The 25706-nt window shown below is 66.3% G+C and carries 20 protein-coding genes and 1 pseudogene; 15 read left to right on the forward strand and 6 right to left on the reverse strand.

The features are described 5' to 3' along the window. The 6 genes and pseudogenes from ACQR2C_RS22885 to ACQR2C_RS22910 all read left to right on the forward strand — a co-directional run. Positions 1-479, forward strand: a pseudogene (locus tag ACQR2C_RS22885) (hypothetical protein); the annotation flags it as partial. 578 nt (positions 480-1057) lie between these two features. Beyond that, positions 1058-2383, forward strand: a complete 1326-nt coding sequence (locus ACQR2C_RS22890; protein WP_434882177.1) for a dicarboxylate/amino acid:cation symporter — start codon at positions 1058-1060, stop codon at positions 2381-2383. A gap of 292 nt (positions 2384-2675) precedes the next feature. After that, on the forward strand, positions 2676-3998 hold the full coding sequence (locus ACQR2C_RS22895; RefSeq protein ID WP_434882242.1) for an NAD(P)/FAD-dependent oxidoreductase: 1323 nt from the start codon (positions 2676-2678) through the stop codon (positions 3996-3998). A 139-nt stretch (positions 3999-4137) separates the two neighbouring features. Then, a complete protein-coding gene (locus tag ACQR2C_RS22900) occupies positions 4138-5940 on the forward strand; it encodes a sensor histidine kinase (protein WP_434882178.1) in 1803 nt (600 codons plus the stop codon). Positions 5941-5952: 12 nt separating this feature from the next. Further along, positions 5953-7329 carry a sigma-54-dependent transcriptional regulator gene (locus ACQR2C_RS22905; RefSeq protein ID WP_434882179.1) on the forward strand — a complete coding sequence of 459 codons (1377 nt, stop codon included), beginning with the start codon at positions 5953-5955 and terminating at the stop codon, positions 7327-7329. 108 nt (positions 7330-7437) lie between these two features. Beyond that, positions 7438-7674: a hypothetical protein gene (locus tag ACQR2C_RS22910; RefSeq protein WP_434882180.1), complete on the forward strand. Its 237-nt coding sequence runs from the start codon at positions 7438-7440 to the stop codon at positions 7672-7674. Positions 7675-7695: 21 nt separating this feature from the next. Here the strand turns inward: ACQR2C_RS22910 and ACQR2C_RS22915 are convergent, their stop codons facing one another. Further along, complete coding sequence (locus tag ACQR2C_RS22915; RefSeq protein ID WP_315715601.1) at positions 7696-8046, reverse strand: RidA family protein; 351 nt, start codon at positions 8044-8046, stop codon at positions 7696-7698. Positions 8047-8336: 290 nt separating this feature from the next. On the opposite strand from ACQR2C_RS22915, the gene ACQR2C_RS22920 reads away from it, so the two are divergent. The 6 genes from ACQR2C_RS22920 to ACQR2C_RS22945 all read left to right on the forward strand — a co-directional run bounded on the left by ACQR2C_RS22920 (position 8337) and on the right by ACQR2C_RS22945 (position 14606). Then, entirely contained in the window at positions 8337-9314 is a 978-nt protein-coding gene (locus ACQR2C_RS22920; RefSeq protein ID WP_434873920.1) for an ABC transporter substrate-binding protein, read from the forward strand. Positions 9315-9338: 24 nt separating this feature from the next. Next, positions 9339-11045, forward strand: a complete 1707-nt coding sequence (ilvD, locus tag ACQR2C_RS22925; protein WP_434873919.1) for a dihydroxy-acid dehydratase — start codon at positions 9339-9341, stop codon at positions 11043-11045. A 105-nt stretch (positions 11046-11150) separates the two neighbouring features. Beyond that, complete coding sequence (locus tag ACQR2C_RS22930) at positions 11151-11996, forward strand: ABC transporter ATP-binding protein (RefSeq protein ID WP_315802408.1); 846 nt, start codon at positions 11151-11153, stop codon at positions 11994-11996. Next, a complete protein-coding gene (locus tag ACQR2C_RS22935) occupies positions 11993-12769 on the forward strand; it encodes an ABC transporter permease (RefSeq protein WP_434873917.1) in 777 nt (258 codons plus the stop codon). Before ACQR2C_RS22930 ends, ACQR2C_RS22935 begins: the two co-directional genes overlap by 4 nt. Next, a complete protein-coding gene (locus ACQR2C_RS22940) occupies positions 12766-13527 on the forward strand; it encodes an ABC transporter permease (protein WP_315802410.1) in 762 nt (253 codons plus the stop codon). The genes ACQR2C_RS22935 and ACQR2C_RS22940 overlap by 4 nt, the downstream gene beginning before the upstream one ends. Positions 13528-13559: 32 nt before the next feature. Beyond that, positions 13560-14606 (forward strand): peptidase M29, encoded by a 1047-nt coding sequence (locus ACQR2C_RS22945; protein WP_315802411.1) that lies wholly within the window; start codon positions 13560-13562, stop codon positions 14604-14606. Positions 14607-15678: 1072 nt separating this feature from the next. Here ACQR2C_RS22945 and ACQR2C_RS22950 read toward each other — a convergent pair. From ACQR2C_RS22950 to ACQR2C_RS22970, 5 genes are read right to left on the reverse strand one after another with little or no spacing between them, the layout of a single operon-like run. Continuing rightward, positions 15679-16665 (reverse strand): 3-hydroxybutyryl-CoA dehydrogenase, encoded by a 987-nt coding sequence (locus ACQR2C_RS22950; protein ID WP_434882181.1) that lies wholly within the window; start codon positions 16663-16665, stop codon positions 15679-15681. Next, positions 16662-17756 (reverse strand): NAD/NADP-dependent octopine/nopaline dehydrogenase family protein, encoded by a 1095-nt coding sequence (locus tag ACQR2C_RS22955; protein ID WP_315802413.1) that lies wholly within the window; start codon positions 17754-17756, stop codon positions 16662-16664. The genes ACQR2C_RS22950 and ACQR2C_RS22955 overlap by 4 nt, the downstream gene beginning before the upstream one ends. Before the next feature lie 19 nt (positions 17757-17775). Next, entirely contained in the window at positions 17776-19290 is a 1515-nt protein-coding gene (locus tag ACQR2C_RS22960; RefSeq protein WP_434882182.1) for a class I adenylate-forming enzyme family protein, read from the reverse strand. Positions 19291-19292: 2 nt separating this feature from the next. Then, positions 19293-20579, reverse strand: coding sequence for an acyl-CoA dehydrogenase family protein (locus ACQR2C_RS22965; protein WP_434873914.1), 1287 nt, complete (start codon positions 20577-20579; stop codon positions 19293-19295). Then, positions 20576-21406 (reverse strand): alpha/beta fold hydrolase, encoded by an 831-nt coding sequence (locus ACQR2C_RS22970; protein WP_434882183.1) that lies wholly within the window; start codon positions 21404-21406, stop codon positions 20576-20578. Before ACQR2C_RS22970 ends, ACQR2C_RS22965 begins: the two co-directional genes overlap by 4 nt. Positions 21407-21576: 170 nt before the next feature. On the opposite strand from ACQR2C_RS22970, the gene ACQR2C_RS22975 reads away from it, so the two are divergent. The 3 genes from ACQR2C_RS22975 (at position 21577) to ACQR2C_RS22985 (ending at position 25659) form a co-directional block, all read left to right on the forward strand. Further along, entirely contained in the window at positions 21577-22338 is a 762-nt protein-coding gene (locus ACQR2C_RS22975) for an SDR family NAD(P)-dependent oxidoreductase (RefSeq protein WP_315802545.1), read from the forward strand. A 48-nt stretch (positions 22339-22386) separates the two neighbouring features. Further along, positions 22387-23223: an enoyl-CoA hydratase family protein gene (locus ACQR2C_RS22980; RefSeq protein WP_434882184.1), complete on the forward strand. Its 837-nt coding sequence runs from the start codon at positions 22387-22389 to the stop codon at positions 23221-23223. Between the two features lie 87 nt (positions 23224-23310). Continuing rightward, positions 23311-25659 (forward strand): bifunctional salicylyl-CoA 5-hydroxylase/oxidoreductase, encoded by a 2349-nt coding sequence (locus tag ACQR2C_RS22985; protein WP_434882185.1) that lies wholly within the window; start codon positions 23311-23313, stop codon positions 25657-25659. The last annotated feature ends 47 nt before the right edge of the window (positions 25660-25706 follow it).

Genomic DNA, 25706 nt, shown 5'->3' on the forward strand with positions numbered 1-25706 from the left:
GTTCGAAAGCGATTCGTCAGTCACTCGACCGAGGAATCATCCATTTCCGGCAGCAAAATGGTAAGTTAGCGCCAATGGGGGACGCCGCTGCGCGCACCTATCTCACCGCGATGTTCGGCCAGCACGCGACCTACCGACGCGTGGACATGTTCCTCAAGGCCGGCCCGATCGTTCTCGACTTTCTCGAGCGGAAGACGGGCGTCCTGTTCGCGGCGCATCCGGTCCACCTCGCTGGACCATTGAGGCATGTCCTCGGTCTTCTCACCCGCTATGCGATGGACCGGATCGGCGACACACGGAACACGCCTGGTCATGGGAAACGCACTCGTCGCACGACTTCTCGACAGCATCCATCGCCTTGCCATCGACCTGCGCTTCGACGCCCGCACCGACTTAGAACGATCAGTTCACCTCCATGCGGAAAGATATCCGCAGGAAATGTGCGTTCCCAACCCGAGACCGATCTGACAAAGGAATAATCGCTGGGCTGGATCGCGCCGCTTTGGCCCAAGGAGTCTGGCGGCCCGGGCTGATCGATCTTGTTGTGGCTTCGTCGAGCACGACCACGCGGACCGAACCTCATCGCGGACGGGCGATACCTGCTCGTGATCACCGGCGGGGCCGGTCGGGCCACGGCGTGCCGGCCCGTCCGGTTCTTCGGGCGCCGGCCGGGGCCATTTTCCGAAAGTCCAGACGCGGCGCCGCGAGGGCCCTGGCCCGGCGGGAGTGATGGTTCACAAATCGCAGCAAACTGAAGGACATGCAGATGCCTCACGCCGCACCGTTCGGCTGGCACGATTGCTGCTTACTGAGCCGCCAAACGAGCGCCAGCTCCAGAACAACAGATGCGAGGGGACGTCCGGATGCCAGCCTACAGCTCATTCCTCACCTGAGACCCGGTGACGGGCGATCCCGACTGCGCAGCTTAGCGGGTCCGCCTCGCGCGGCCCGCGTCCAGACGCGCGACGTTGCCCCGGCACGCAATGGAGCCGGCGCGGAAGCGGGTCCTAGGCAGGCCAGAGAGATAGACCGAGTAAGATCAGGGAGAGAAGATACGATGTCTGCAACCATCACAGCGGCCGCGGCGCCGCAGAAGCCGTTCTACCGGATCCTCTATGTGCAGGTCCTGTTCGCGATCGTGCTCGGTGTCGTCGTCGGCTGGCTCTGGCCCGAGCTCGGCAAGAACGAATGGATCAAGGCGCTCGGCGACGGCTTCGTCAAGCTGATCAAGATGGTGATCGCGCCGGTCATCTTCTGCACCGTCGTGTCGGGCATCGCGCATGTCTCCGAGGTGAAGAAGGTCGGGCGCGTCGCCGTCAAGGCGCTGATCTATTTCGAGATCGTCTCGACCTTCGCGCTCGCGCTCGGGCTCATCGTCGGCAATTTCATCCAGCCGGGGGCCGGGTTCCAGGGCCAGAGCAACGCCGGCGCCGCCGCCGTCGCCAACTACGCCAAGCAGGCGAGCGAGATGAAGTCGGTCGACTTCGTGCTTCACATCATCCCGGACACGGTGGTCGGAGCGTTCGCGCAGGGCGAGATCCTGCAGGTGCTGCTGTTCTCGATCCTGTTCGGCATCTCGCTGATGGCGCTCGGCGAGCGCGGCCACACGATGCGCGCCTTCGTCGACGACGCCGCGCACGCGATCTTCGGCGTCATCGCTCTCGTGGTGAAGGCCGCTCCGATCGGCGCCTTCGGCGCCATGGCCTTCACCATCGGCCGCTATGGGCCGCAGGCGCTCGGCAACCTCGCCGGCCTGATCGCGACCTTCTATCTCACGGCGATCGCTTTCGTCGTGATCGTGCTCGGCATCATCGCCCGCATCGCCGGGTTCTCGATCTTCAAGTTCCTCAAATACATCAAGGACGAGCTGCTGATCGTGCTCGGCACCTCGTCGTCCGAGAGCGCGCTGCCGCAGATGATGGAGAAGCTGGAGCGGCTCGGCTGCTCCAAGCCGGTCGTCGGCCTGGTGGTTCCGACCGGCTACTCGTTCAATCTCGACGGCACCAACATCTACATGACGCTGGCGACGCTGTTCATTGCGCAGGCGATGAACGTCCACCTGTCCTTCGGCGAGCAGATCACGATCCTGCTGGTCGCGATGCTGACCTCGAAGGGCGCCTCGGGCATCACCGGCGCAGGCTTCATCACCCTGGCCGGAACACTTGCGGCCGTGCGGCCGGAACTCGTTCCCGGCATGGCAATCGTGCTCGGCATCGACAAGTTCATGAGCGAATGCCGCGCCCTGACCAACCTGTGCGGCAACGGCGTCGCCTGCGTGATCGTGGCGTGGTGGGAAGGCGAGCTGGATCGCGACAAGCTGCGCATCGCGCTCGATCGCGATATCGATCCGGCCGATGTCGAGGTCGCCGTCACGACGGGATAGGCCTGCGGTCGCGGGTGGCGCTGCTGTCGCATTCCAGCGTCAGTGGCGCCGTCGTGCCAAAATGTGGCATGCCCGCTTCGTCATCGTCAGGGGCCCGGCGCATCAGTCGGTCAAGCCCAATCGCGATGCCGCCAACATCTCGGATAATCTGCTAGGGTGGCAGCGGGCAGGGGCTCACCGTGGAGGCATCCTGCCTGGCGCCGCAAGGCCGCGCATTCCGACGTGATGACGCAACCGGAGTGACATCGCAGTCCCTCCGTCGCGGCGCGGTCACCCTTGGGGAGGTTGGATGATGGCCGTCGCGCAGTCTGGTGTTCCTCGCATCGTGATCGTCGGCGGCGGTGCCGGCGGCCTGGAGCTCGCGACCCGGCTCGGAGACGGATACGGCCGCAAGGGGAAGCTCGACGTCACCCTGGTCGAGCGCAACCGCACCCATGTCTGGAAGCCGAAGCTGCACGAGATCGCCGCGGGCAGCATGGACCTCTCGGCGCATGAGGTTGACTATCTCGCCCAGGCCTATTGGCACGGCTTCCACTACCGCATCGGCGACATGATCGGCCTCGACCGCGACAAGCGCGAGGTGCTGGTGGCGCCCTATCTCGATGCGGAGGGGCGCGAGGTCACGCCGCGGCGGACCATCCCCTATGACGTGCTCGTCATGGCCATCGGCAGCCAGAACAATGATTTCGGCACGCCCGGCGTCGTCGACCACGCGATCAAGCTGGAATCGCAGCACGACGCCCGGCGTTTCCACGAGCGCATGGTCAACGCCTGCATCCGCGCCCACTCGCAGTCGTCGCCGATCGCCCCGCACCAGCTCAAGGTGGCGATCATCGGCGCCGGCGCGACCGGCGTCGAGCTGGCCGCCGAGCTGCATCGAACGACCCGCGAGGTGGTGGCCTATGGCCTCGACCAGGTCGATGCCGAGAAGGACATCCGGATCACGCTGATCGAAGCCGCGGGCCGGGTGTTGCCGGCCTTGCCCGAGCGGGTGTCGCGCGAGACCGAGAAGCTGCTCGCAAGGCTCGGCGTCGAGGTGCTGGTCGGCGCCAAGGTCGCCGAGGTCGGGCCCGACAAAGTGAGCCTCGCCGACGGCCGCGTCATCCCGGCGGAGCTGATCGTCTGGGCCGCCGGCGTCAAGGCGCCCGATTTCCTGAAGGACATCGCGGGGCTGGAGACCAACCGCATCAACCAGCTCGTGGTGAGGCAGACCCTGCAGACCACGCGCGACGAGCGCGTCTTCGCGATCGGCGACTGCTCGGCCTGCTCCTGGGGCGAGCGCGGCAACGTGCCGCCGCGGGCGCAGGCCGCGCATCAGCAGGCCTCGCACCTCTACAGGCAGATCCCGCGCTTCATCAGGGGCGAGCCGCTGGCGGACTACCGCTATCACGATTTCGGCTCGCTGGTGTCGCTCGGCGAGTTCAGCACCGTCGGCTCGATGATGGGCGCGCTGGTCGGCGGCAATCTGGTGTTCGAAGGCCTGTTCGCGCGGATGATGTATCTGTCGCTCTACAAGATGCACGAATACGCGCTGCACGGCTTCGCCAAGGTGACCCTGGACACGCTGGCGCGGCTGATCACCCGCCGCACCGAGCCGCACGTCAAGCTGCACTGACGTGGGTGCCCAGGGCGCCGACACGGCCGATTTTGTTGTCGCCTGTGGCCCGGCAAGGCCTTAGACTTGCAGAACAATTGCGGATACGGCAGGCGCGGCCCGGTGCATGGGCCTGGGAGCGATGGGCCTGGAAAAGGGAATGACGGACCTTCCATTCCGGATCGGCCTCGAGCGACATCCCGACGTCACTGCGGTGGTCCGCAGGCGCGCGGGTTTGGTCGTTCGCGGAGTGATGGCGGCTGCGCTGGTCGGCACGGCGGCCTGGTTCGGCTATGCCATTGCCTTTTCCCGCGGGCTCGATCAGCGGCACGCCACGGCCCAGCAGCGGCTGGCGGTCGAGGCCGCGCAGCTCGACGGCTACCTCTCGCGCTTCGAATATCTGCCGTCGCTGCTGGAGACCTCGCCCGATGTCTTCCGGCTGCTCGGCACGCCGGACGATCGCGCGCTGCAGCAGAGCGTCAGCCTGCATCTGAAGTCGATCAATCTGCTGGCCGGCGCCGACAACCTCTATGTCCTCACCGTCGCCGGTGATGCGATCGCCGCCGCCGATTTCGACCAGCCGGGCACGCCGGTCGGCAGCAACCTGTCCTACCGGCCTTATATGCGCCAGGCGCTGGCGACCGGCCGCGGCGCGTTCTTCGGCATCGGCATCACCAGCGCGCGCGCCGGCTATTACCTGTCCTATGCCGTCAAGCAACAGGGACGGACGATCGGCGTCGCCGTCGTCAAGGTCAATCTCGATGCCTTCGAGCGCGAATGGCGCAACCGCGGTGCCGACATGCTTCTGGTCGACGCCCGCGGCGTCACCATTCTCGCCTCGCGCGAGGAATGGCGCTTCCGCCCGCTGACGCCGCTCTCGGTGGATGCGCTCGAGGAAATCGCGACGTCGAAGCCCTATGGCAGTTCCAGCCTCGCGCCGCTCGGCTGGACCTTCATGGAGAGGACCGATCGCGGCGGTCAGGTCGCGACCGATCGTGGCGCGGTCTCCAGCGTCGACGAGCGTCCGCTCAACGGGCGGCAATGGCAGCTGCTGCTGCTCGACGACGAGGCGCCGATCCGGCGGACGGCCTTGATCATCGGCACGCTCTCGGGTCTCGCCAGCATCGTGGCGCTGCTGGCGTTCGGCCTGCTGGCGCAGCGACGCCGCGAGATCCGGCAGCGGCTGGCGAGCCAGGCCGCGCTGCAGGCCGCCAATGACAGGCTGGAAATGCGGGTGCAGGAGCGCACCGCCGAATTGCGCGCCGCGCAGGACGAACTCGTCCATGCCGGCAAGCTCGCCGTGCTCGGCCAGATGTCGGCGGGCATGGTGCACGAGATCAACCAGCCCTTGGCGGCGCTGCAAACCGCCTCCGACAATGCCGTGCAATTCGTCGATCGCGGCATGATCGGCGAGGCCCGCGGCAATCTCATCCGCATCGGCGAGCTGGTTCGCCGTCTCGCGCGCCTGACCGGCCAGTTGCGCGTGTTCGCCTACAAATCGAACGCGCCGCTCGATGCCGTCGCGGTCGAGCAGGCGCTGTCCGAGACATTCAAGATCCTCGGCGCGCGGGTGAAGGACGGCCATGTCGACGTGACCATCGATCTCGCGCCCGAGCTTCATGTCAGGGCCGAACAGATCCGGCTCGAGCAACTGCTCTGCAACATCATCGCCAACGCGCTCGATGCCGTCGAGGGCGCCGCGCGGAAGTCCATCCACATCCACGCCGTGCGTGAGGAGGGGCAGTGCCGTATCGCCATCGCCAACAGCGGCCCGGTGATCGCCGCCGATGTCCTGCCGCACCTGTTCGAGCCCTTCGTCACGACCAAGCCGGCCGGCAAGGGCCTCGGGCTTGGGCTCGTCATCGCCAACCACATCGCACGGTCATTCGGCGGCGAGCTGCGGGCGCGGAATCTCGAGCCGGCCGGCGCCGAATTCATCGTGCTGCTGCCGCTCGCCGATTGAAGAGGTCCCCGCATGACTCCTGAGCAACCGGTCGGCGTGATCTATGTCGAGGACGACGAGGATGTCCGCATCGGCGCCGTCCAGGCGCTGCAGCTCGCCGGCCTCCCGGTGACGCCGTTCGCCTCCGCCGAAGCCGCCGGCGCAATCGTCCGCGCCGACATGCCGTTCGTGGTGGTGTCCGACGTGCGGCTGCGCGGCAAGAGCGGCACGGAGTGGCTGTCCGAATTGCACCGGCTCGATCCGGACCTGCCGGTCATCCTGGTCACCGGTCATGGCGACATCTCGATGGCCGTGGACGCGATGCGCAACGGCGCCTACGACTTCATCGAAAAGCCGTGCTCGTCGGAGCAGCTCGTCTCCGTGGTACGCCGCGCGCTCGACAAGCGGCGCCTGACGCTCGAAGTCCACACCTTGCGCTCGGCGCTCGCCGACCGCCAGGGCATCGAGGCGAGCCTGCTCGGGCGCTCGCCGCAGATCCAGGAGGTGCGCCGCCTCGTCGCCAATCTCGCGTCCACCAATGTCGACGTGACGATCTATGGCGAGACCGGCACCGGCAAGGACGTCGTCGCCCGCTGCCTGCACGCCCACAGCGCCCGGCGCGGCGGCAACTATGTCGCGGTGAATTGCGGCGGCCTGCCGGAGTCGCTGGTCGAGAGCGAATTGTTCGGCCACGAGGCCGGCGCCTTCACCGGCGCGACCAAGCAGCGGATCGGCAAGATCGAATACGCCCATGGCGGCACGCTGTTCCTCGACGAGATCGAGAGCATGCCGCTCAGCGTGCAGGTGAAGCTGCTGCGCGCGCTGCAGGACCGCTCGGTCGAGCGCGTCGGCTCCAACAAGCCCGTGGCGGTGGATTGCCGCGTGGTGGCGGCCAGCAAGGCCAATCTGTTCGAGCTCAGCGAGCAGAAGCTGTTCCGCGCCGACCTGTATTATCGCCTCGGCGTCGCCTTCATCGAGCTGCCCCCGTTGCGCGAGCGCCGCGAGGATATCCCGATCCTGTTCGAGCATTTCACGCTCGAGGCCGCCAAGCGGTTCGAGCGCGATGCGCCGATCGTGAACGAGCAGACCATGTCGCTGCTGCTCGGCTATTCATGGCCGGGCAATGTGCGCGAGCTGCGCAACGTCGCCGACCGCTTCGTGCTCGGCGTGCTCGACCGCAAGGTCCTCGACCGCTCGGGCGCCGCAGCCTCGGAGCTGTCGCTGCCACGGCAGTTGGAGAACATCGAGCGCTCGATCATCGAGGACGCGTTGCGCCGCAAGCTCGGCGACGTGCCGGCGACCGCGGCGCTGCTGAGCATTCCGAAACAGACGCTTTACGACAAGATCAAGCGGCTCGCCGTAAAGGTCGACGGCATCCGCGAGGGCGCGCCGTTGCGGCCGCAGTCCTGACCGTGGCTGCATCGCCACCATCGACGCCGACCTCTGCGCTCAGAGGAAGGCCTTCTGTTCCATGCCGGCGATCAGGAACGAATGCCGGACGACGCTTGTTGAAACACCATGACAGGCAGAGACACCCGCGACCTGCGCTCCGGCGCCTACGACCCCGTCAGCAAGGACGGTCTGCCGCAGTCGCCGCAGGTCAAGGACGAAACGACGCCCCGCCAGCAGGAGCAGTGGGGCGCCGACGTGCGCGCTGAGCCGTTGCCAGGCACCGAGCCGGTGCTTCCGGAAGGGCTCATGCGCGAGCGGCGTGATCCGCTCAATCGCAACACCGGCCGCCGCGATACCGAATAGCGCCGCGGCGGCCGCTGCGACTTACTTCGCCGCGATCACCATGATCTCGACGGTGTATTGCGGCGCGGCAAGGCCGGCCTCGACAGTGGCGCGCGCCGGGGTGTTGCCGGCCGAGACCCAGCCATCCCACACGGCGTTCATTTCGCCGAACGTCTTGATGTCGGTGAGGTAGATCGTCGCCGACAATAGCTTCGACTTGTCGGTGCCGGCCTTGGCGAGGTGGCCGTCGATGATCGAGAGAATCTCCTCGGTCTGCTTGGTGACGCTTTCACCGGCGGTCTTCTGCGCGACGACGCCGGCGAGATAGACGGTATTGCCGTGAACGACGACCTGGCTCATGCGCGGGCCAATTTCGAAACGCTGGATCGACATCGAAGAACTCCTCAAAAGGTCAATTCGGAGCTTCTCCCTAGCGCGTGCGGCGCGGCAACGCCAGTCGGCTGACCGGCCACCCTCGCCACCTTGGAGCGTGCGACCTTGCGTTGTCGACAGCGCTGCGGCACACGGACCGCGGCGCCTCACGATGATCCGGCCTTGTCGCGCTGCAAAGCGGGCATGCCCATGGGGCAGGCAAGGGCGGGGCGTTTTCCGCGCTTGCACGGATATTTGAGACATGAAACATTCTCCGCGAGGTTCCTTTTTTGATGAGGCGGAGGGGCGTGATGCGGAAACGGTTGATGCTGGCGGCACTCGCGGCGATGACTTTGGTGACGAGCGCGGGGCCGACATTCGCACAGCAGACGATCCGCGTCGGCTGGACCATCCCGGCGGAAGAATCCAAATACTGGATGATGAAGCGGCCCGCCGAATTTCCGGATATCGGCAAGACCTACAACATCGAGTGGACCCAGTTCCAGGGAACGGCACCGATGACGCAGGCGCTTGCCGCCGGCGCGCTCGACTGCGCCACGCAGGCGCCGCTGTCACTGGCCAACGGCGTCGTCGGCGGCGGCCTCAAGGCTTACATCGTCGCCCAGCACGTCTATGAGAAGCCGGGCGGCTTCTCGGTCTACTGGGCGGTCAAGGACGATTCGCCGATCAAGACCATCGCCGATCTCAAGGGCAAGACGGTCGGCATCTCCGTGATCGGTGGCGGCACGCAGGGGCCGTTCAACATGCTCTTGAAGAAGGCCGGGCTCGATCCCGCCAAGGACATCAAGCTGGTCGAGGTCGGTTTCGCGGTGTCGGAGGATGCGCTGCGCCAGGGCCGTGTCGACGCCGTCAACATGAATCAGCCCTTTGCAGCGCGCGCCGAGGCCAAGGGCGGCACCCGTAAGCTGTTCTCGCTGTCCGAGGCGATGCCGAACATCGTCCACATCCTCGAGGCCTGCCGCGCCGATTTCGTCGACAAGAACCCTGAGCTGGTGAAGGCCTATGTCCGCGACATCACCGCCGGCATGAAGAAGGCGCTCGCCAACCGCGACGAGACCTTGAAGGTGGTGTCGGAGGTCATGAAGGCGCCGGTCGCCGTGATCGATACCTATCTGCTGAAAGACAATGATTTCGGCCGCGACCCGGTCGCCGCGCCGAACTTCCCGGCGATCCAGAAGATGCTCGACATCTACGCCGAGACCGGCATGCTGCCGAAGCTCGACGTCGCCCACTTCAAGCATCCGACGATCGTCGCGCCGATCCAGTAGGCGGCTGGCGCGGAGCTCGTGTCGATGAGGAAGCTGCGCTCGCGCGTGACGGTGGAGGGGCTCGACCGCGCCCCGCACCGCGCCTTCATGCGCGCGATGGGGCTGGATGACGCCGACATCGCCAAGCCGATGATCGGTGTCGTCAGCCAGAAGGGCGAGCAGACGCCCTGCAACATGACGCACGACGTCCAGGTCGACGCGGCGAAGACGGGCATCTCGGAGGCCGGCGGCACGCCGCGCGAGTTCGCCACCGTCTCGGTCTCCGACGGCATCAGCATGAACCACGAGGGAATGAAGTTCTCTCTGTTCTCGCGCGAGCTGATTGCCGACTCGATCGAGGCCGTTGTCCACGGCCTTGCCTATGATGCGCTGATCGGCTTCGGCGGCTGCGACAAGACCTTGCCCGGCGTGATGATGGGCATGGTCCGCTGCAACGTGCCCTCGATCTTCATCTATGGCGGCAGCGCGCTGCCCGGCAAGTATCAGGGCAGGACGCTGACGGTGCTCGATTCGTATGAAGCCGTCGGCAGCTACATGACCGGCGAGATCGATGCACAGACGCTCGAAGGCATCGAGCGGTCCTGCCTGCCGACCATCGGCGCCTGCGCCGGGCAATTTACCGCCAACACCATGGGCATGCTGTCGGAGGCAATGGGCCTGTCGATGCCCAACGTCTCGATGATCCCCGGCGTCTATGCCGAGCGCGCCCACGTGGCGCGGCAGGCCGGACGCCTGATCATGCAGATGCTCGCGCGTGGCGGCCCGCTGCCGCGCGACCTCGTGACCCGGAAGGCGCTGGAGAACGGCGCGGCGATCGTCGCGGCGACCGGCGGCTCCACCAACGCGGCGCTGCATCTGCCGGCGATCGCCAATGAGGCCGGCATCCGCTTCACGCTCGACGATGTCGGCGAGGTGTTCGCGCGCACGCCGCTGATCGGCAATCTCAGGCCGGGCGGCAAGTACACCGCCAAGGACGTCTACGACATCGGCGGCGCCGCCGTGGTGATCCGCGCGCTGATCGAGAGCGGCCACATCGACGGCTCCTGCCTCACGGTGACGGGCCGCACGCTGGCCGAGGAATACGGCTCGGCCAACGCGCCGGACGGCGAGATCGTGTTCAGCCCGGCCAGGCCGATCATGGCCGACGGTGGCGTCGCCGTGCTCAAGGGCAACCTCGCGCCCGATGGCGCCGTCATCAAGGTTGCCGGCCTCAAGAACCTGGTGTTTGAAGGCCGTGCCCGCGTCTTCGAGGACGAGGAGGCCTGCGTCGCAGCCGTGCGCGCACGCAACTATCAGGCCGGCGAGGTGCTCGTCATCCGCAACGAGGGGCCGGTCGGCGGCCCCGGCATGCGCGAGATGCTCGGCGTCACCGCGCTGATCTATGGCCAGGGCATGGGCGAGAAGGTTGCGCTGATCACCGACGGCCGCTTCTCCGGCGCCACCCGCGGCCTGTGCATCGGCTATGTCTCGCCGGAAGCCTTCGTCGGCGGTCCGCTGGCGCTGGTGCAGGATGGCGATCCGATCCGCATCGATGCGAAGGCGCGCACGCTCGATGTGCTGCTCGACGAGTCCGAGCTTGGCGCGCGCCGCAGCGCGTGGTCGCAGCGGCCGCCGCGGCACAGGGCGGGGGCACTGGCGAAATACGCGAAACTCGTTGGGCAGGCACCGCTCGGCGCCGTGACTCACGAAGGGCCGGCCGAATGGCCCTGGTTCGACCAGGAGCAGGAATGAGCCGCGAAGCGCGACGATTGGCAGGGTTCTTGCTAATCTGCGGCAGTCTGTCTTGCCTGATTTCACGGAGCGTTTGAGCGTGCTGCATCGGAAAGAGAAGCCGACATGGGCGTGACCCCGATCCGACCCGGCCAGCTTGCGGGCACGCCGCTCGGCCGCCGCGCGGCCACGCCGATCATCGAGATCGATCACGTGTCGCAGGTGTTCAAGACCTCGTCGCGCCGCGACCACACCGCGCTGTCGGACATTTCGCTGACGGTGGGCGAGGGCGCCTTCGTCTCGATCCTCGGGCCCTCCGGCTGCGGCAAGTCGACCTTGCTCTACATCGTCGGTGGCTTCGTCAGCCCGACCAGCGGCACCGCGAAAATGAAGGGCAAGCCGATTACCGGTCCCGGCCCCGATCGTGGCCCGGTGTTCCAGGAGTTCGCGCTGTTCCCCTGGAAGAGCGTGCTCGGCAACGTCATGTATGGCCCGCTGCAGCAGGGCAAGAAGCCGGCGAAGGCCGAGGCGCTCGCGCGGACGTTGCTCGCCATGGTCGGCCTCACCGGCTTCGAAAAATTCTATCCCAAGGAGCTCTCCGGCGGCATGAAGCAGCGCGTCGCGCTGGCGCGCACCTTGGCCTACGGGCCGGAGGTGCTGCTGATGGACGAGCCGTTCGGCGCACTCGACGCGCACACGCGCACGCGGCTGCAGAACGACCTGCTCGACATCTGGGAGCGCGACCGCAAGACGGTGCTGTTCGTGACCCACTCGGTCGAGGAAGCCGTGTTCCTGTCCGACAAGGTCGTGATGATGTCGCGCTCGCCCGGCCGCATCCGCGAGGTGATCGACATTGATCTGCCCCGGCCGCGCCGCCGCGAGGAGCTGCTGCTGGACCCGCGCTATCAGAAATACATCGTCGACATCGAGCGCATGTTCGATGATTCCGGTGACAACGAGCTGCCGTCATGAATGGCCTGTCAAAGCCGCTTGCGCCGGTGATGGCTTGCTGCGGTCTGCTCCTGGCCTGGCAGCTCGCCTCGCTCGGGCTGAAGAACGACAGCTTCCCGACCGCGCTGGAGTCGCTGCGCGCGATCCCGCCGATCCTCACCGACAAGGAATCTCTGATCAACATCCTGGCCTCGCTGCGGCGGATGGCGATCGGCTTCGCGCTGGCGCTCGCCTTCTCGATTCCGCTCGGGTTGCTGATGGGGCGCAGCCGGTCGACCGCCGCCTTCTTCAATCCGCTGCTGATGCTGATCTACCCGGTGCCGAAGGCGGCCTTGATGCCGATCATCATGCTGTGGCTCGGCGTCGGCGACATCTCCAAGACGCTGGTGATCTTCCTCGGTGTCAGCCTTCCGGTGATCTACCACAGCTTCGAGGGCGCCAAGGCGGTCGAGGAGAAGATGCTGTGGTCGGGAGCGGCGATGGGTCTGTCGCCGGCCGAGCGTCTGCTGCGCATCGTCCTGCCTGCGGCCTTGCCGGAGATCCTGACCGGCTGCCGCACGGGCCTGGTGCTGGCGCTGATCACGATGGTCACCAGCGAGATGATCGCGCGGCAGTCCGGCGCCGGCAACATCCTGTTCAACGCGCTCGACATGGGCCAGTACGACACGGTGTTCGCGATGATCATCATCATCGGCGCCATGGGCATCTGCCTCGATGCGGCGTTCGAGGTCGTCAGGCGCTGGCTGGTTCGCTGGTCCGAGCCGCAGTTCGACATGCCCTTGAGCTTCTCATGACGCGCACCTCCAACGACATCCTGCTGGGCGCCGCGCCGATCGTGCTGGTCCTGCTGCTGTGGCAGGCGCTGGTGTCGTTCGGCTACGCGCCGCCGACCCTGCTGCCGCCGCCGGGGCAGGTGTTCCTGCGCATGGGTCAGCAGCTCTCGAGCGTCACCTTCCAGCAGGACATCGTGGCGACGCTGTTCCGGCTGTTCGCCGGCTTTGCGATCGCCGTGGTGCTCGGTGTTTCCCTGGGAATTGCCGCTGCGGTGAGCCCGCCCGTCAACGCCGCCGTCAAGCCCATCGTGCGCGTGCTGGCGCCGCTGCCGAAGGTCGCGCTCTATCCGGCCTTCCTGCTGCTGCTCGGCTTCGGCCACGAATCCAAGATCATGCTGGTGGCGGCGGATGCGCTGTTTCCGATCCTGCTGTCGACCTATTACGGCGCCACCACGGTCGAGCAGAAGCTGATCTGGTCGGCACTCGCAGCCGGGACGCCGCCGCGCGACGTGCTGTGGAAGGTGGTGCTGCCGGCCGCGATGCCGTCGATCCTGACCGGCTGCCGCATCGGCCTCGTGATCTCCTGCATCGTCGTGTTCCTCGCCGAGATGATCACCTCGACCGACGGGCTCGGCCATGTGCTGGTGACCGCCGCGCGCACCTTCCAGGCCGTCGACATGTTCGTGCCGCTGATCACGATCTCGCTCCTGGGCCTCATTCTCAACGCCCTGCTGCAGGGCCTGCGCGCTTACCTGCTGCGCGGCTTCCCCTCGGTCTGATACAAACAACGACAACAATCGGGAGAACGACCATGCTGGCGGATCGCATCGAGGCGAAATGGATCGACGCATTCTGCGAGATCTTCGAGCGCTGTGCCGTGAAGGCCGGCGATACCGCCGCCATCCTCTCGGAGACGCAGTCGCGCCCGCTCAACGTGCACATCGCCGAGCTGGCGCTGCTGCGCATGGGCGCGCGTCCGTTCCACGTCGTGGTGCCGACCCCGCGCAACCCCCACCCGGTGCCGGTGCGCTCGACCGGCGCGTCGGAGGCGATCGGCAAGCTCGGCCCCGTTGTGACGGCCTTGCAGCAAGCGGGCTTCGTCGTCGACTGCACCATCGAGGGCCTGATGCACGCGGTGGAGACGCCGGAGATCCTCAAAGCCGGCGCGCGCATTCTCGTCATCTCCAATGAGCATCCGGAAGCGCTCGAGCGCATGCGGCCTGACTCGGCGCTGGAGAAGCGCGTGCGGGCCGCCGCCAAGATGCTGCGCGGCACGAAACGCATGCGCGTGACGTCGAAGGCCGGCACCGATCTCGACGTCGTCATGGAGGGCGCCTCGACCGTCGGCGTTTGGGGCTGGACCGACCGTCCCGGCACGCTGGCGCATTGGCCGGGCGGCATCGTCGTCAGCTTTCCCAAGAGCAAATCGGTCAACGGCACCATCGTCATGGCGCCGGGCGACATCAACCTCACCTTCAAGCGCTATCTCTCATCGCCTGTCACGATGACGCTGCGCGACGACTACATCACCGACCTGGCAGGCGAGGGCGCCGACGCCGCGATGATGCGTGCCTATCTCGCCTCCTGGGGCGACCGCGAGGCCTATGCGGTGTCGCATGTCGGCTGGGGCATGAACCCCGGCGCGCGCTACGAGGCGCTGACCATGTACGACCAGCGCGACACCAACGGCACCGAACTGCGCGCCGTCCCCGGCAACTTCCTGTTCTCCACCGGCGCCAATGAATTCGCCGGCCGCTACACGGCGGGTCATTTCGACCTGCCGATGATGGGGACAACGATCGAGCTGGACGGGGTCGCCGTGATCAAGGAAGGCGTGCTGCAGGACGTGTTCGGGTAAACTCCTTGGCGTATTCGAGCAATCGCCCCGACAACGGTGCGCTCCCCTCCCCGCAAGGGGGAGGGGAGCGCACCTTGGTCGCGGCGGCAGGTCGCCCAACACGACGAGGCGTATCGATGACGATCCCGAACCTGAGCGAATTCAGAAAAAAATAAATCACTTGCTATTTTTCGGAAATCGTGGTTCTCTCTCTGCATCCCGCCTCACTGCGGAGGGGCGTTGCGCGCGATCGTCACGACACGCGAGGTGGGGATGCGATGGCCGCGAGAGATCGCAGCGCCTTCTTACGAGGGCGCGGACGAACGATCTGTCGCGGACGTGAAGTCGCAGCGTCCTGATACCCCGACGCTGGTATCAAGTCGCGTCGGCCTCAGTGCCGCGCGGTGATGGTGGCCAACAAGCCCGGCGCACCAGGGAGACTGCGTATAAGCGTTAGACCCATCGCGCAGGGAATGCCGGCGTGTTCGGCTTTGCCTGTGGTACCTGCCGCCTGCATTTTTTTCGCAGGCGGGCCATGGGTGAGGCCTTCACCCGGCATTCCCTGCGCCCTCTGCATGTGAAGAGGGACGAACTAATCAGCAGCCTCGGACGCAAATGCGTCGCGAGACCGCGTCCGCATGTCGATCGCTGTTTGAACCGTGAATCCGCCGGATGTTGCCGAACGTGCATCTTCGACTCAAAACATCTCGGCCGGCGCGCTGCTCGATACATCGCCCTCTCCCCTTGTGGGAGAGGGCATCTCCGGCCTATCAACAAACGCGGTCGGGTGAGGGGTCTCTCTCCGCAGGCAAACTTCGTCGAGGCATACCCCTCACCCAACCGAGCCAGCCGCGCTGTCCCACATGCCCTCTCCCGCAAGGGGAGAGGGCCCATTCACGAGCAGTCGCCCCGTCTATTCTCCGCATCCGTAGGGCGGGCAAAGCGGCCGCTCGCAGGGCGGTTGCGTGCCCACCGTAGATCCACGCGATCGGTGCGACCGGTGGGCACGGCGCGCGAGACGTCGTCACGATCGGACGACGGCGTGGCGCGCCTTTGGCCACCCCATGGCTCCGTCGCTGCGACGTGCTCCGCCTCAATCCACCACCGGCGGCCGGGCCAGCTTGAAGTGACGCAGCATGTCGACCAGCGCTCCCAGCCGCTGCTCGCGATAGGCGGCGACGTCCATGCCGGAGTAGTCGAGGAAGCCCGAACCGGTGCGCAGGCCGATGCGGCCCTCCGCCATGTTGCGCTCGATCACCTCGGGCGCGCGGTAGCGGTCGCTACCCAGCGCACCTTCGAGATAGCGGCTGGCGTAATAGAGGATGTCGCCGCCGCCCCAGTCTATGAATTCGAGCAGGCCGAGCACGGCGTAGCGGAAGCCGAAGCCGTAGCGGATCGCCTTGTCGATCTCCTCGGCGCTGGCGACACCTTCGCCGACCATCCGCGCCGCCTCGTTCATGGCGAGCGCCTGGATGCGCGGCACGATGAAGCCCGGCGTCGCCGCGCAGACCACCGGCACCTTGCCGATGTCTTCCAGCAAAGCCTTCAGCCGCGCCGTGACGTCGGGATCTGTGGCCTTGCCCGGCGAGATCTCGACCAGCGGGATCAGATAGGCCGGGTTGAGCCAATGGGCATTGAGAAAGCGCTCGGGCCGCTCGACCGCACCGGAGAGATCATCGACCAGGATGGTCGACGTCGTCGAGGCGATGATCACGTCCGGCGCGACCGCGCGCGACGCCGCAGCCAAGACCTCGCGCTTGAGGTCGACGATCTCCGGCACGCCTTCGAAGACGAGCGTGGTCTGCACCAGCACGTCGCTGCTCGCGCCGGCCGGAGCCACGCTGATCTTCGCCATCAGTCTGTCGGCATCCGCGGCCTGCAGCATCCCGAGCCGCGTCAAGGTCGCGAACGTCGCGCTGATCTCGCCGAGCGCCCCGCGCCGCAGCCTGTCGAACTCGGCCGCCGTGCGCGGCTTGATGTCGATCATGGTCACGGGATGGCCGGCATAGGCGAAAGCCACCGCGATCCCGCGCCCCATGCGACCGGCGCCGAGGCAGGCAATATGACCGCGCGTGCTCATGCCGCGAACCCGTCGCGCAGCAGCGCCTGCAAGGCGGTTCGATCGAGACCGCTAAGGCCGAGGCTGGCGAGCGTGCGTCCCGTCGCCCAAAAATCCTCGCCGCAGATTGCGCCGCCGATGGCAAGGAAAGCGCGGGCAAGCGGCACCGGCGTGCCGCTCAGCTCGGCCGCCGAGATCAGGAACGACAGGCCGAGCCGGAGATCCTCGCGCATGTAGCGGTGCTGCGTCAGCACGAGCTGCTCGCGCCAATCGCCGGAATCGGTGAGCCGATCGTGCGAGCCGCGGCCATACATCCAGATCTCGCCCTCCTTGGCGTAGTGATGCGCCAGCGGGAAATGCGGCGCGCCATAGCCGAGCGCTTCGCGCACCGCAATCCGCTCCGCATCGAGCGCATCGGTAACGCGGCGGATCGACGGTTGCGTGCCCTCCTTGTGGATGTCCCAGCGTTCGAAGTGCTCGATCGGCCCTGCATTCATCACGATCAGCGGCGGATGAATGATGCAGCCGGCATTCATCAGTGCGCCCGACAGAGCATCGCCGCACGACTCGATCACGCCAGGGAAGGCGCGGCCGATCACCGCGAGAGCGCGGTCCGCCGTCCTGAGAGGAAACACGCCGACGGGCAGCCGCTTGGCGCGGATGGTGATCGCCACTTCGAACGGGCCATGCTTGCGGGTCAGCCAGGGCAGGGTGCCGGTCTCGGCATAGCTGGCGCTGGCTTTGTTGCCGGCATCGCGTGCGGCCGCCGCGAAGATCATGGTGCCGAAGGTCGCCGGCGGCAGGAATACGACCTGGCCGTCGGTCAGATGCGGCGCCAGACGGCGCGCGATGTCGGCCTGTGCGAAGGCCGGCGCCGGGCAGAGGATCAGCTCGGCACCATGGACGGCCTCGCCGATGTCGGTCGTGACCAGCGCGAGCCTGGCCTCATGCCGGCCATTGACGTCCTTGACGACGATCGTCGAGCCCGCCGCTCGATGCTGCGCGACAGCGTCCGCATCGCGGCGCCACAGCCGGACCTCGTGGCCTCCGAGCGCGAAATCGCCTGCCGCTGCAAAGGAGCCGTTGCCGCCGCCGAGCACTGCAATTTTCAAGAGCGCGTCTCCGTCTCGCTTATCTGGGGTCATCGATCTGGCGCAGCAGATGGTGCTGCACCTTGCCGAGCGCGGTGCGCGGCAGGTCGTCGACGAAAACGATGTCCCGCGGCACCTTGAAGCGCGCGAGCTGCGACTGCAGATGCGCGCGCAGGGTCTCGGCCTCAAGCGCGCAGCCCTGGCGCTTGACCACGAAGGCGACCGGCACCTCGTCCCAGCGCGAATCGGGCCGGCCGATCACGCCGCAGTCGATGACGTCGGGATGCTCGCTGAGCACACGCTCGATCTCGGCCGGATAGACGTTCTCGCCGCCCGAAATGATCATGTTGTTCTTGCGCTCGAGCACGAAGAAGTACCCCTCCGCATCGCGCTGGGCGATGTCGCCGGTGCGGTACCAGCCGTCATGGATCGCCTGTTGCGTGGCTTTGGCGTTGCCCCAATATTCGAAGAACAGATTGGGCCCGCGCACGGCGATCTCGCCCGCCTTGCCCGCCGGAAGCTCGTCGCCGTCTTTGTCGATGATCTTGGCCTCGCAGCACAGCCCGGGCAGGCCGGTCGAGCCTGCGCGCGAGAGGTCGCCGCCGAGCCGCGTGTAGACCGCGATCGGACAGGTCTCGGTCGAGCCATAGACCTGCAGTACCGGCACACCGCGCGCCGTGATACGCGCGATCAGCGCCGGCGGCACGATGCTCGAGCCGGTGGCGACGGCCTTGAGCGACGACAGGTTCGCGGCGGCCCAGCCCGGATGCTCGGTGACGGCCTGGATCGTTGCAGGCACCAGCACGGTCAATGTCGGCCGGTCGTTGACGATCGCGGCCAGCGTCGAATCCGGGGTGAAGCGGGCGTGCAGCGTGACGGTGGCGCCGTGATGCAGCGCCGGCGTGGTCTGGATGTTGAGCCCGCCGACATGGAACAGCGGCAGCACCGTCAGCACGTGATCGTCGGAGGTCAGGCCATGCATGTGCTGGCTCATCACCCCGTTCCACAGCAGCGCCTCCTGCCGCAGCACTGCGCCCTTCGGCCGGCCCGTGGTGCCCGAGGTGTAGACGATCAGCAGCGGGCAGGAGAGATCGATGTGCGGGTTGCGATCGTCGCCGTGGCCACGCGCTAGGAGATCGTCGATCTGCAATCCGTTAGCCGGCGTGAAATCGATGCCGACCGGCACTGTCTCCGGGTGCTGCTCCGCTAGCACCGGCAGCACCGGCGCAAACGCCTGCTCGAGCACCAGCACCTTGGCCGCGGCATCGGAAAGAATGAAGACCTGCTCGGCCACCGCAAGCCGCCAGTTCAGCGGCACCAGGATCGCGCCAAGCCGCGCGCAAGCATAGAGCAGGACCAGATAGTCCGGCCGGTTGAGACTCAGGATCGCGACGCGGTCGCCGCGCCCGACGCCGAACTCCGATTTCAGCGCCCGCGCCGTCAGAGCGATGCGCGCGCTGAAATCGGCATAACTCAGCGTCACGCCTTCGAAGTGGATCGCCGGCTTGTCCGGCGTGAACGCCGCATTGCGCTCGATCAGGTTGCAGAGGTCCACGCTCAGTCGTCCGTCTCGCCGGGCTCGTACAGTGCCTCGCGGCCGATGCGGTCGAGGCACAATTCGGCGGTCCAGGGCAGCATCAGGGAGCCGCAACGGCTGTCGCGATAGATGCGCTCCAGCGGCAGCGTCTTGAGCATCGACTGTCCGCCGCAGGTGCGGATGGCGAGCGCCGCCAGGTCATTGGCCCCCTCCATCACCGAGTATTGCGCCGCATAGGCGCGCAGCACCTGCTCCTTGGTCGGATTGGCGCGCGCCTCGGTCACCGCCTGGAACCAGATGCCCTTGATCTGCTCCAGCTTGATCTGCATCTGCGCCACCGCGATCTGCTTGGTCGGATACATCCGCCGCTTGACCGGCGGCATGCCCGGCACCTCGCCGCGCAGATATTTGACGGTGAAGTCATAGGCCGCCTGCGCCAGGCCCATATAGGTCGGCGACAGCGTCATGAACATGTGCGGCCAGCGCATGGCCGCCTGGAAGTAGACGCCGCGCGGCATCAAGGCGGCGTCCTCCGCGACGAAGACATCCTTGAACAGCAGCGTGCGTGACACCGTGCCGCGCATGCCCAGCGGATCCCAGTCGCCGACGACGGAGACGCCCTCCGTTTTCGCCGGCACCGCGAGATAGAGCGTGTTGCGGCGGGACGCCTTCTCGCCCTCGCTGACCTCGGTGCATAGCACACCATAATAATCCGCGTGTCCGGCAAGCGAGGCGAAGATCTTCTTGCCGTTGATCAGCCAGCCGCCATTGACCGGCTTGGCCTCGGTGCCGAAGGCGACGCCGCCCGCCGCAGCTGCGCCGCCTTCCGAGAACGGTTGCGAGTAGATCGCGCCGTCCTCGACGATGCGCTTGTAGTGGATCGCGCGCCGCCGCTCATGCTCGGCGCGGACGTCGTCCTCCATGTCGAGGTCGTCGGCGAGCGGTCCGGACCATAAGGTCGAGCAAACGTGCATGTTCCAGGTCAGCGCGGTCGCGCCGCAATAGCGGCCGATCTCGGCGGCGGTGAGTGCATAGGTCTGGTAGCCGGCGCCGAGGCCGCCGAGAGCCTTGGGAACGGAGATGCCGAGCAGGCCGGCGCGATGCAGGTCCTTGTAGTTCTCAGTCGGAAAGCTCGCCTCGCGATCCCAGGTCGCGGCGCGGCCCGCCAGCACGCTCTGTCCGAGTTGCCGAGCGCGAGTGATGATGTCGGCCTGCTCAGCGGTCAGCCGGTACGCGGCCGGATCGAACATCGGGGCGTCGAGCGCCTCACGGGATGCCGTCGCCGTCTTCTGGACCTGAATGGTCATTGTGCCTCCGCTGCCGTCGTTGTCGCGTGCGCCTTCAGAAAGGCGTCGAGCGCAGTGTTGAATTCGCCGGGCCGTTCGAGATTGACGAGATGGCCGGCGCCTTGGATCTCGACATAGCTCGACGCGGGAATGAAGCTTGCCATCTTCTCCATCATCGGCGCCGGTGCGTTGCGATCCTTCGATCCCGAGAGCACCAGCGTCGGCACCTTGATGTCCCTCAAGGCTTGTCGCCGGTCGAAACCGAGCAGGGCCAGCATGCTCGAGCGATAGCTTGCCTCGGGCACGCCGGCCATGCAGGAGGTTGCAATTTCAAGGCCGTGCGGATCGGGATCGTCGCCGACCAACTCCTCGACCAGGCCCGACGCCAATGACGCCATCGTCGCTCCGCGATCCAGCGGGCCGAGGCGGGCCTCGATGAACGATTTCTGCCAGTCGCCGTCGGCCTTGCCGAAGGCCGGGCTGGTCTGAGCCAACACCACGGCCGACGCGGCCTGTGGATGCATCGTCAACCATTCCTGTACGATCATTCCGCCGATGGAATGACCAACGAGGATCGGCTGCTTGGCGCCGATCTGAATCAGGAAGTCTTGGAGCGCAGCGGCGAGCGTGGTGATGCTGACCATGTCGAGCCGGGCGGATCGGCCATAGCCCGGCATGTCCCAGGCCACCGCATGGCAGCGCTCGCCGAAATAATCGAGCTGACCACGCCAGGCGCGCGCGGCGCCACCGATGCCGTGCAGGAACACAACGCTCTGTTGCTCGGGCGTCCCCGATGCCTCGTAGCCGAAGCGGCCGTCCTTCGTGGTAACGATTTGCGACGCAGGCACGCAGACCTCCGAGATATGCCCGAGGCCGCTACGTTGCTCGCTCCAGGCCCTTGAACGCTAGTCGCGGTAAACGAGGTGTCAAGCCGCTTCCGGCGTGTTGTTGCAAAAATTTGAAGTTTAAAATAACTTCTCCGTCGAGACGAGCCAACGAAATCAGAGGAGGCGCACGCATGTCCGGACTTCCGCAAGCCGCGCATGCGATGGTGACCGGGGGCGGGCGCGGCATTGGCCGCGAAATCGCGCGCGCCTTGAAGCTTGCGGGCGCAACCGTGACGATCGTCGGTCGCAACCGCGCAACGCTCGATGAGGCGATCGCGGCCGGATGCGCAGATCATGCCGCAATCGCCGATGTTGCCGATCCGGCGGCGCTCAATGCCGCAGCCGCAAGCGCCGCCGCGCATCAGCCGATCGACATTCTGGTCGCCAATGCGGGAAGCGCAGAATCGGCGCCGTTCCTGAAATCCGACACCGCGTTGTTCCACCGCATGATGGACATCAACTTCATGGGCGTCGTACACGCCGTGCAGGCGGTGCTGCCGGCAATGAAGGGCAGGCCCTATGGCAGGATTGTCGCAGTGGCGTCTACCGCGGGCCTCAAGGGCTATCCCTATGTCAGCGCGTACACCGCGGCCAAGCATGCGGTCGTCGGCCTCACGCGATCGCTGGCGCTGGAGCTGGCCGCGACGCGCGTCACGGTCAATGCCGTGTGTCCCGGCTTTACCGATACCGATCTTGTCGCGGAAAGCGTCGACAACATCATGAAAAAGACCGGCCGCAGCCGGGAGCAAGCGATCGCCGAGCTTGCCAAGCACAATCCGCAGGGGCGTCTCATCATGCCGCAGGAGGTTGCCGACACTGTGCTGTGGCTGTGCGGCAGCGGTGCCGGTGCGATCACGGGGCAGGCGATCGCGGTTGCCGGCGGCGAAGTGTGAGCCGCAGCGCCCTGGCCTAACGAAAACAGTTGAACAGAGGGAACTTACATGTCGAGACCGGCCAACCCCGTCACCGTGCCGCTGGCGGACTACAAGCCCAGCCATTTCCTGCTTACGGTCAAGGATCGCGTCGCGACCGTGACGTTGAACCGGCCCGAGCGCAAGAATCCGCTGACGTTCGAGAGCTATCGCGAGCTGACCGATTTCTTCCGGGCCTGTGCCTTCGACGATGAGGTGAAGGCGGTGGTCGTGACCGGCGCCGGCGGCAACTTCTCGTCCGGCGGCGATGTGTTCGAGATCATCGGTCCGCTGGTGAAGATGGACACCAAGGGTCTCACCGCCTTCACCCGCATGACCGGCGACCTGGTCAAGGCGATGCGCGCCTGTCCGCAGCCGATCGTCGCCGCCGTCGAGGGCATCTGCGCCGGTGCCGGCGCCATCATCGCGATGGCCTCCGACATTCGTCTCGCAGCGACCGGCGCCAAGGTCGCGTTCCTGTTCAACAAGGTCGGTCTTGCCGGCTGCGACATGGGCGCCTGCGCGATCCTGCCGCGCATCATCGGCCAATCGCGTGCGTCCGAACTGCTCTACACTGGCCGCTTCATGAGCGCGGACGAGGGCGAGCGCTGGGGCTTCTTCAGCCGCACCGTCGCGCCCGCCGACGTGCTGGGGCAGGCCGTGACACTGGCAACAGAGATCGCGAACGGCCCGACCTTTGCCAACACGATGACCAAGCGCATGCTGGCGATGGAATGGGCGATGTCGGTCGAGGAGGCGATCGAGGCGGAGGCAGTTGCCCAGGCCTTGTGCATGACGACAGAGGATTTCAACCGCGCCTTCGAAGCGTTCGCCGCCAAGTCCAAACCGGTCTTCCAGGGCAATTGAGCGGCCGCGGGAACCAAAGGGACTTGCCAGGAGATATTTTAGGTCTAAAATAATTTTCATTGGCTCGGCTCTCCAGCGGAGGCGCTCATGAAGATCGCGATCATCGGCGGCGGACCTGCCGGTCTCTATGCGGCGATATTGCTCAAGAAGCAGCGGCCCAGCGCCGACATCGCGGTCTACGAGCGCAACCGTGCCGACGATACGTTCGGCTTCGGCGTGGTGTTCTCGGACGCCACGCTCGACAATTTCGAGAAGCACGATCTGCCGAGCTACCAGCGCATCACCCAGGAGTTCGCCTACTGGGATGATATCGCCGTGCACTTCCGCGGCACGGTGCATCGCGTCGGCGGCAACGGCTTCTGCGGCTGCTCGCGCCGCACGCTGCTGCGCATCCTGCAGGAGCGTGCCCACGAGCTGGGTGTCGCTCTGCACTTCGAGGTCGATCTCGAGGACGAGACGCAATTCGCTGATGCCGATCTCCTGATCCTGTCGGATGGCATCAACAGCCGCTTCCGCCAGAAGTATGTCGATCACTTCCAGCCCGAGGTCGACCTGCGCGCCAACAAGTTCGCGTGGATGGGCTCGACCAAGCCGCTCGATGCCTTCACCTTCATCTTCCAGGAGACGGAGTGGGGCCCGTTCATTGCGCACGCCTATCAGTATGAGGCGGGGCACTCGACCTGGATATTCGAGACGGATCCCGAGACCTTCGAGCGCGCCGGCCTGACCGGGCTCGACGAGCGGCAGTCCGCCGATCGCATGAAGGAGATCTTCGGCTGGTTCCTCGGCGACCATCCGCTGCTGATCAACCGCTCGATGTGGCGCAATTTCCCGATGATCCGCAACAAGCGCTGGGTCAGGGACAACATGGTGCTGCTCGGTGACGCCAAGTCGACCGCGCATTTCTCGATCGGTTCGGGCACCAAGCTTGCGATGGAGGACGCGATCGCGCTGGCCGACGCCATGCAGCGCGCGCCCAACATTCCAGCGGCGCTCGATCTTTACGAGCATGGCCGGCGCGAGGAGGTCGAGAAGACCCAGCACGCCGCCGACGTGTCGCTGGTCTGGTTCGAGCATGTCGACCGCTTCTGGGATTTCGATCCGGTTCAGTTCGCGTTCGGCGTGATGACGCGCTCGAAAGCGATCACCTACGACAATCTCACTCTGCGCGCGCCGGACTTCGTGGCCGAGGTTGACAAGGCCTTCGCGCGCCAGGTCCGCGCCAAGGGTTTTGATGTCGATGTCGAGAAGCCCTTGGCGCCGATGTTCCAGCCGCTCAAGCTGCGCGAGATGACAATCGTGAACCGCGCGGTGCTGTCGCCGATGTGCATGTACTCGGCGGAGGAAGGTGTCCCTGGCGATTTCCACTTGGTGCATTACGGCTCGCGCGCGATCGGCGGCGCGGGTCTGCTGTTCACCGAGATGACCTGCGTCAGCCGCGGTGCCCGCATCACGCCCGGCTGCGCCGGTCTGTGGAACGACGCCCAGGAGGCGGCGTGGACGCGCATCGTCGATTTCGTCCATGCGAACTCGCAGGCGAAGTTCGCGCTGCAGCTCGGCCACGCCGGCCGCAAAGGCGCGACCAAGCTGATGTGGGACGGCATCGACCGGCCGTTGGAGCAGGGCGGCTGGGACGTGGTGTCGGCGTCGCCATTGCCGTATTTCCCGGACAGCCAGGTGCCGCGCGAGCTCGACCGCCAGTCGATGGATGCGATCAAGACCGACTTCGTCGCTGCGGCCGAGCGCGGCAACCGGTGCGGATTCGACATGCTCGAACTGCACTGCGCCCACGGCTATCTGCTCGCGAGCTTCATATCGCCGCTGACCAACAGGCGCACCGATGAGTACGGCGGCTCGCTGGAGAACCGGCTGCGCTTCCCGCTGGAAGTGTTCGCGGCGATGCGCGCGGCGTGGCCGGCGCACAAGCCGATGTCGGTGCGCATCTCCGCCACCGACTGGGCCGAGGGCGGCATCACTGGTGACGACGCGGTGCTGATCGCCCGCGCCTTCGGCGAGGCGGGCGTCGATCTCGTCGACGTCTCGACCGGGCAGACCGTGCGCGAGGCCAAGCCGATCTACGGCCGCATGTTCCAGACGCCGTTCTCGGACCAGGTCCGCAATGAGGCTGATGTCGCCACCATGTGCGTCGGTAACATCACTTCGGCCGACCAGGTCAATACCATCCTCGCCGCCGGCCGCGCCGATCTCGTCGCGCTCGGCCGTCCGCATCTGGTCGACCCCGCCTTCACGATGAAGGCCGCGGCCTGGTACGGCGCCGACATGTTCTGTCCACCGCAATATCTGCCGGGCAAGGAGCAGATCTTCCGCAACAGCGTCCGCGACCGGCAGGATTTCGAGGAGCTGAAGATTAAGGCTAAGCCGAAAACGCGGGCCGAGCTGAAGGCCGAGGCTGCGAAGCCGCTTGCGGCGGAGTGAGCCGCTGTGCAACGCTGCCGCCCGGTATGCGAAGTACGAGTGGAGTA

The sequence above is a fragment of the Bradyrhizobium sp. HKCCYLRH3061 genome, from assembly GCF_051168015.1.
Lineage (GTDB): Bacteria > Pseudomonadota > Alphaproteobacteria > Rhizobiales > Xanthobacteraceae > Bradyrhizobium.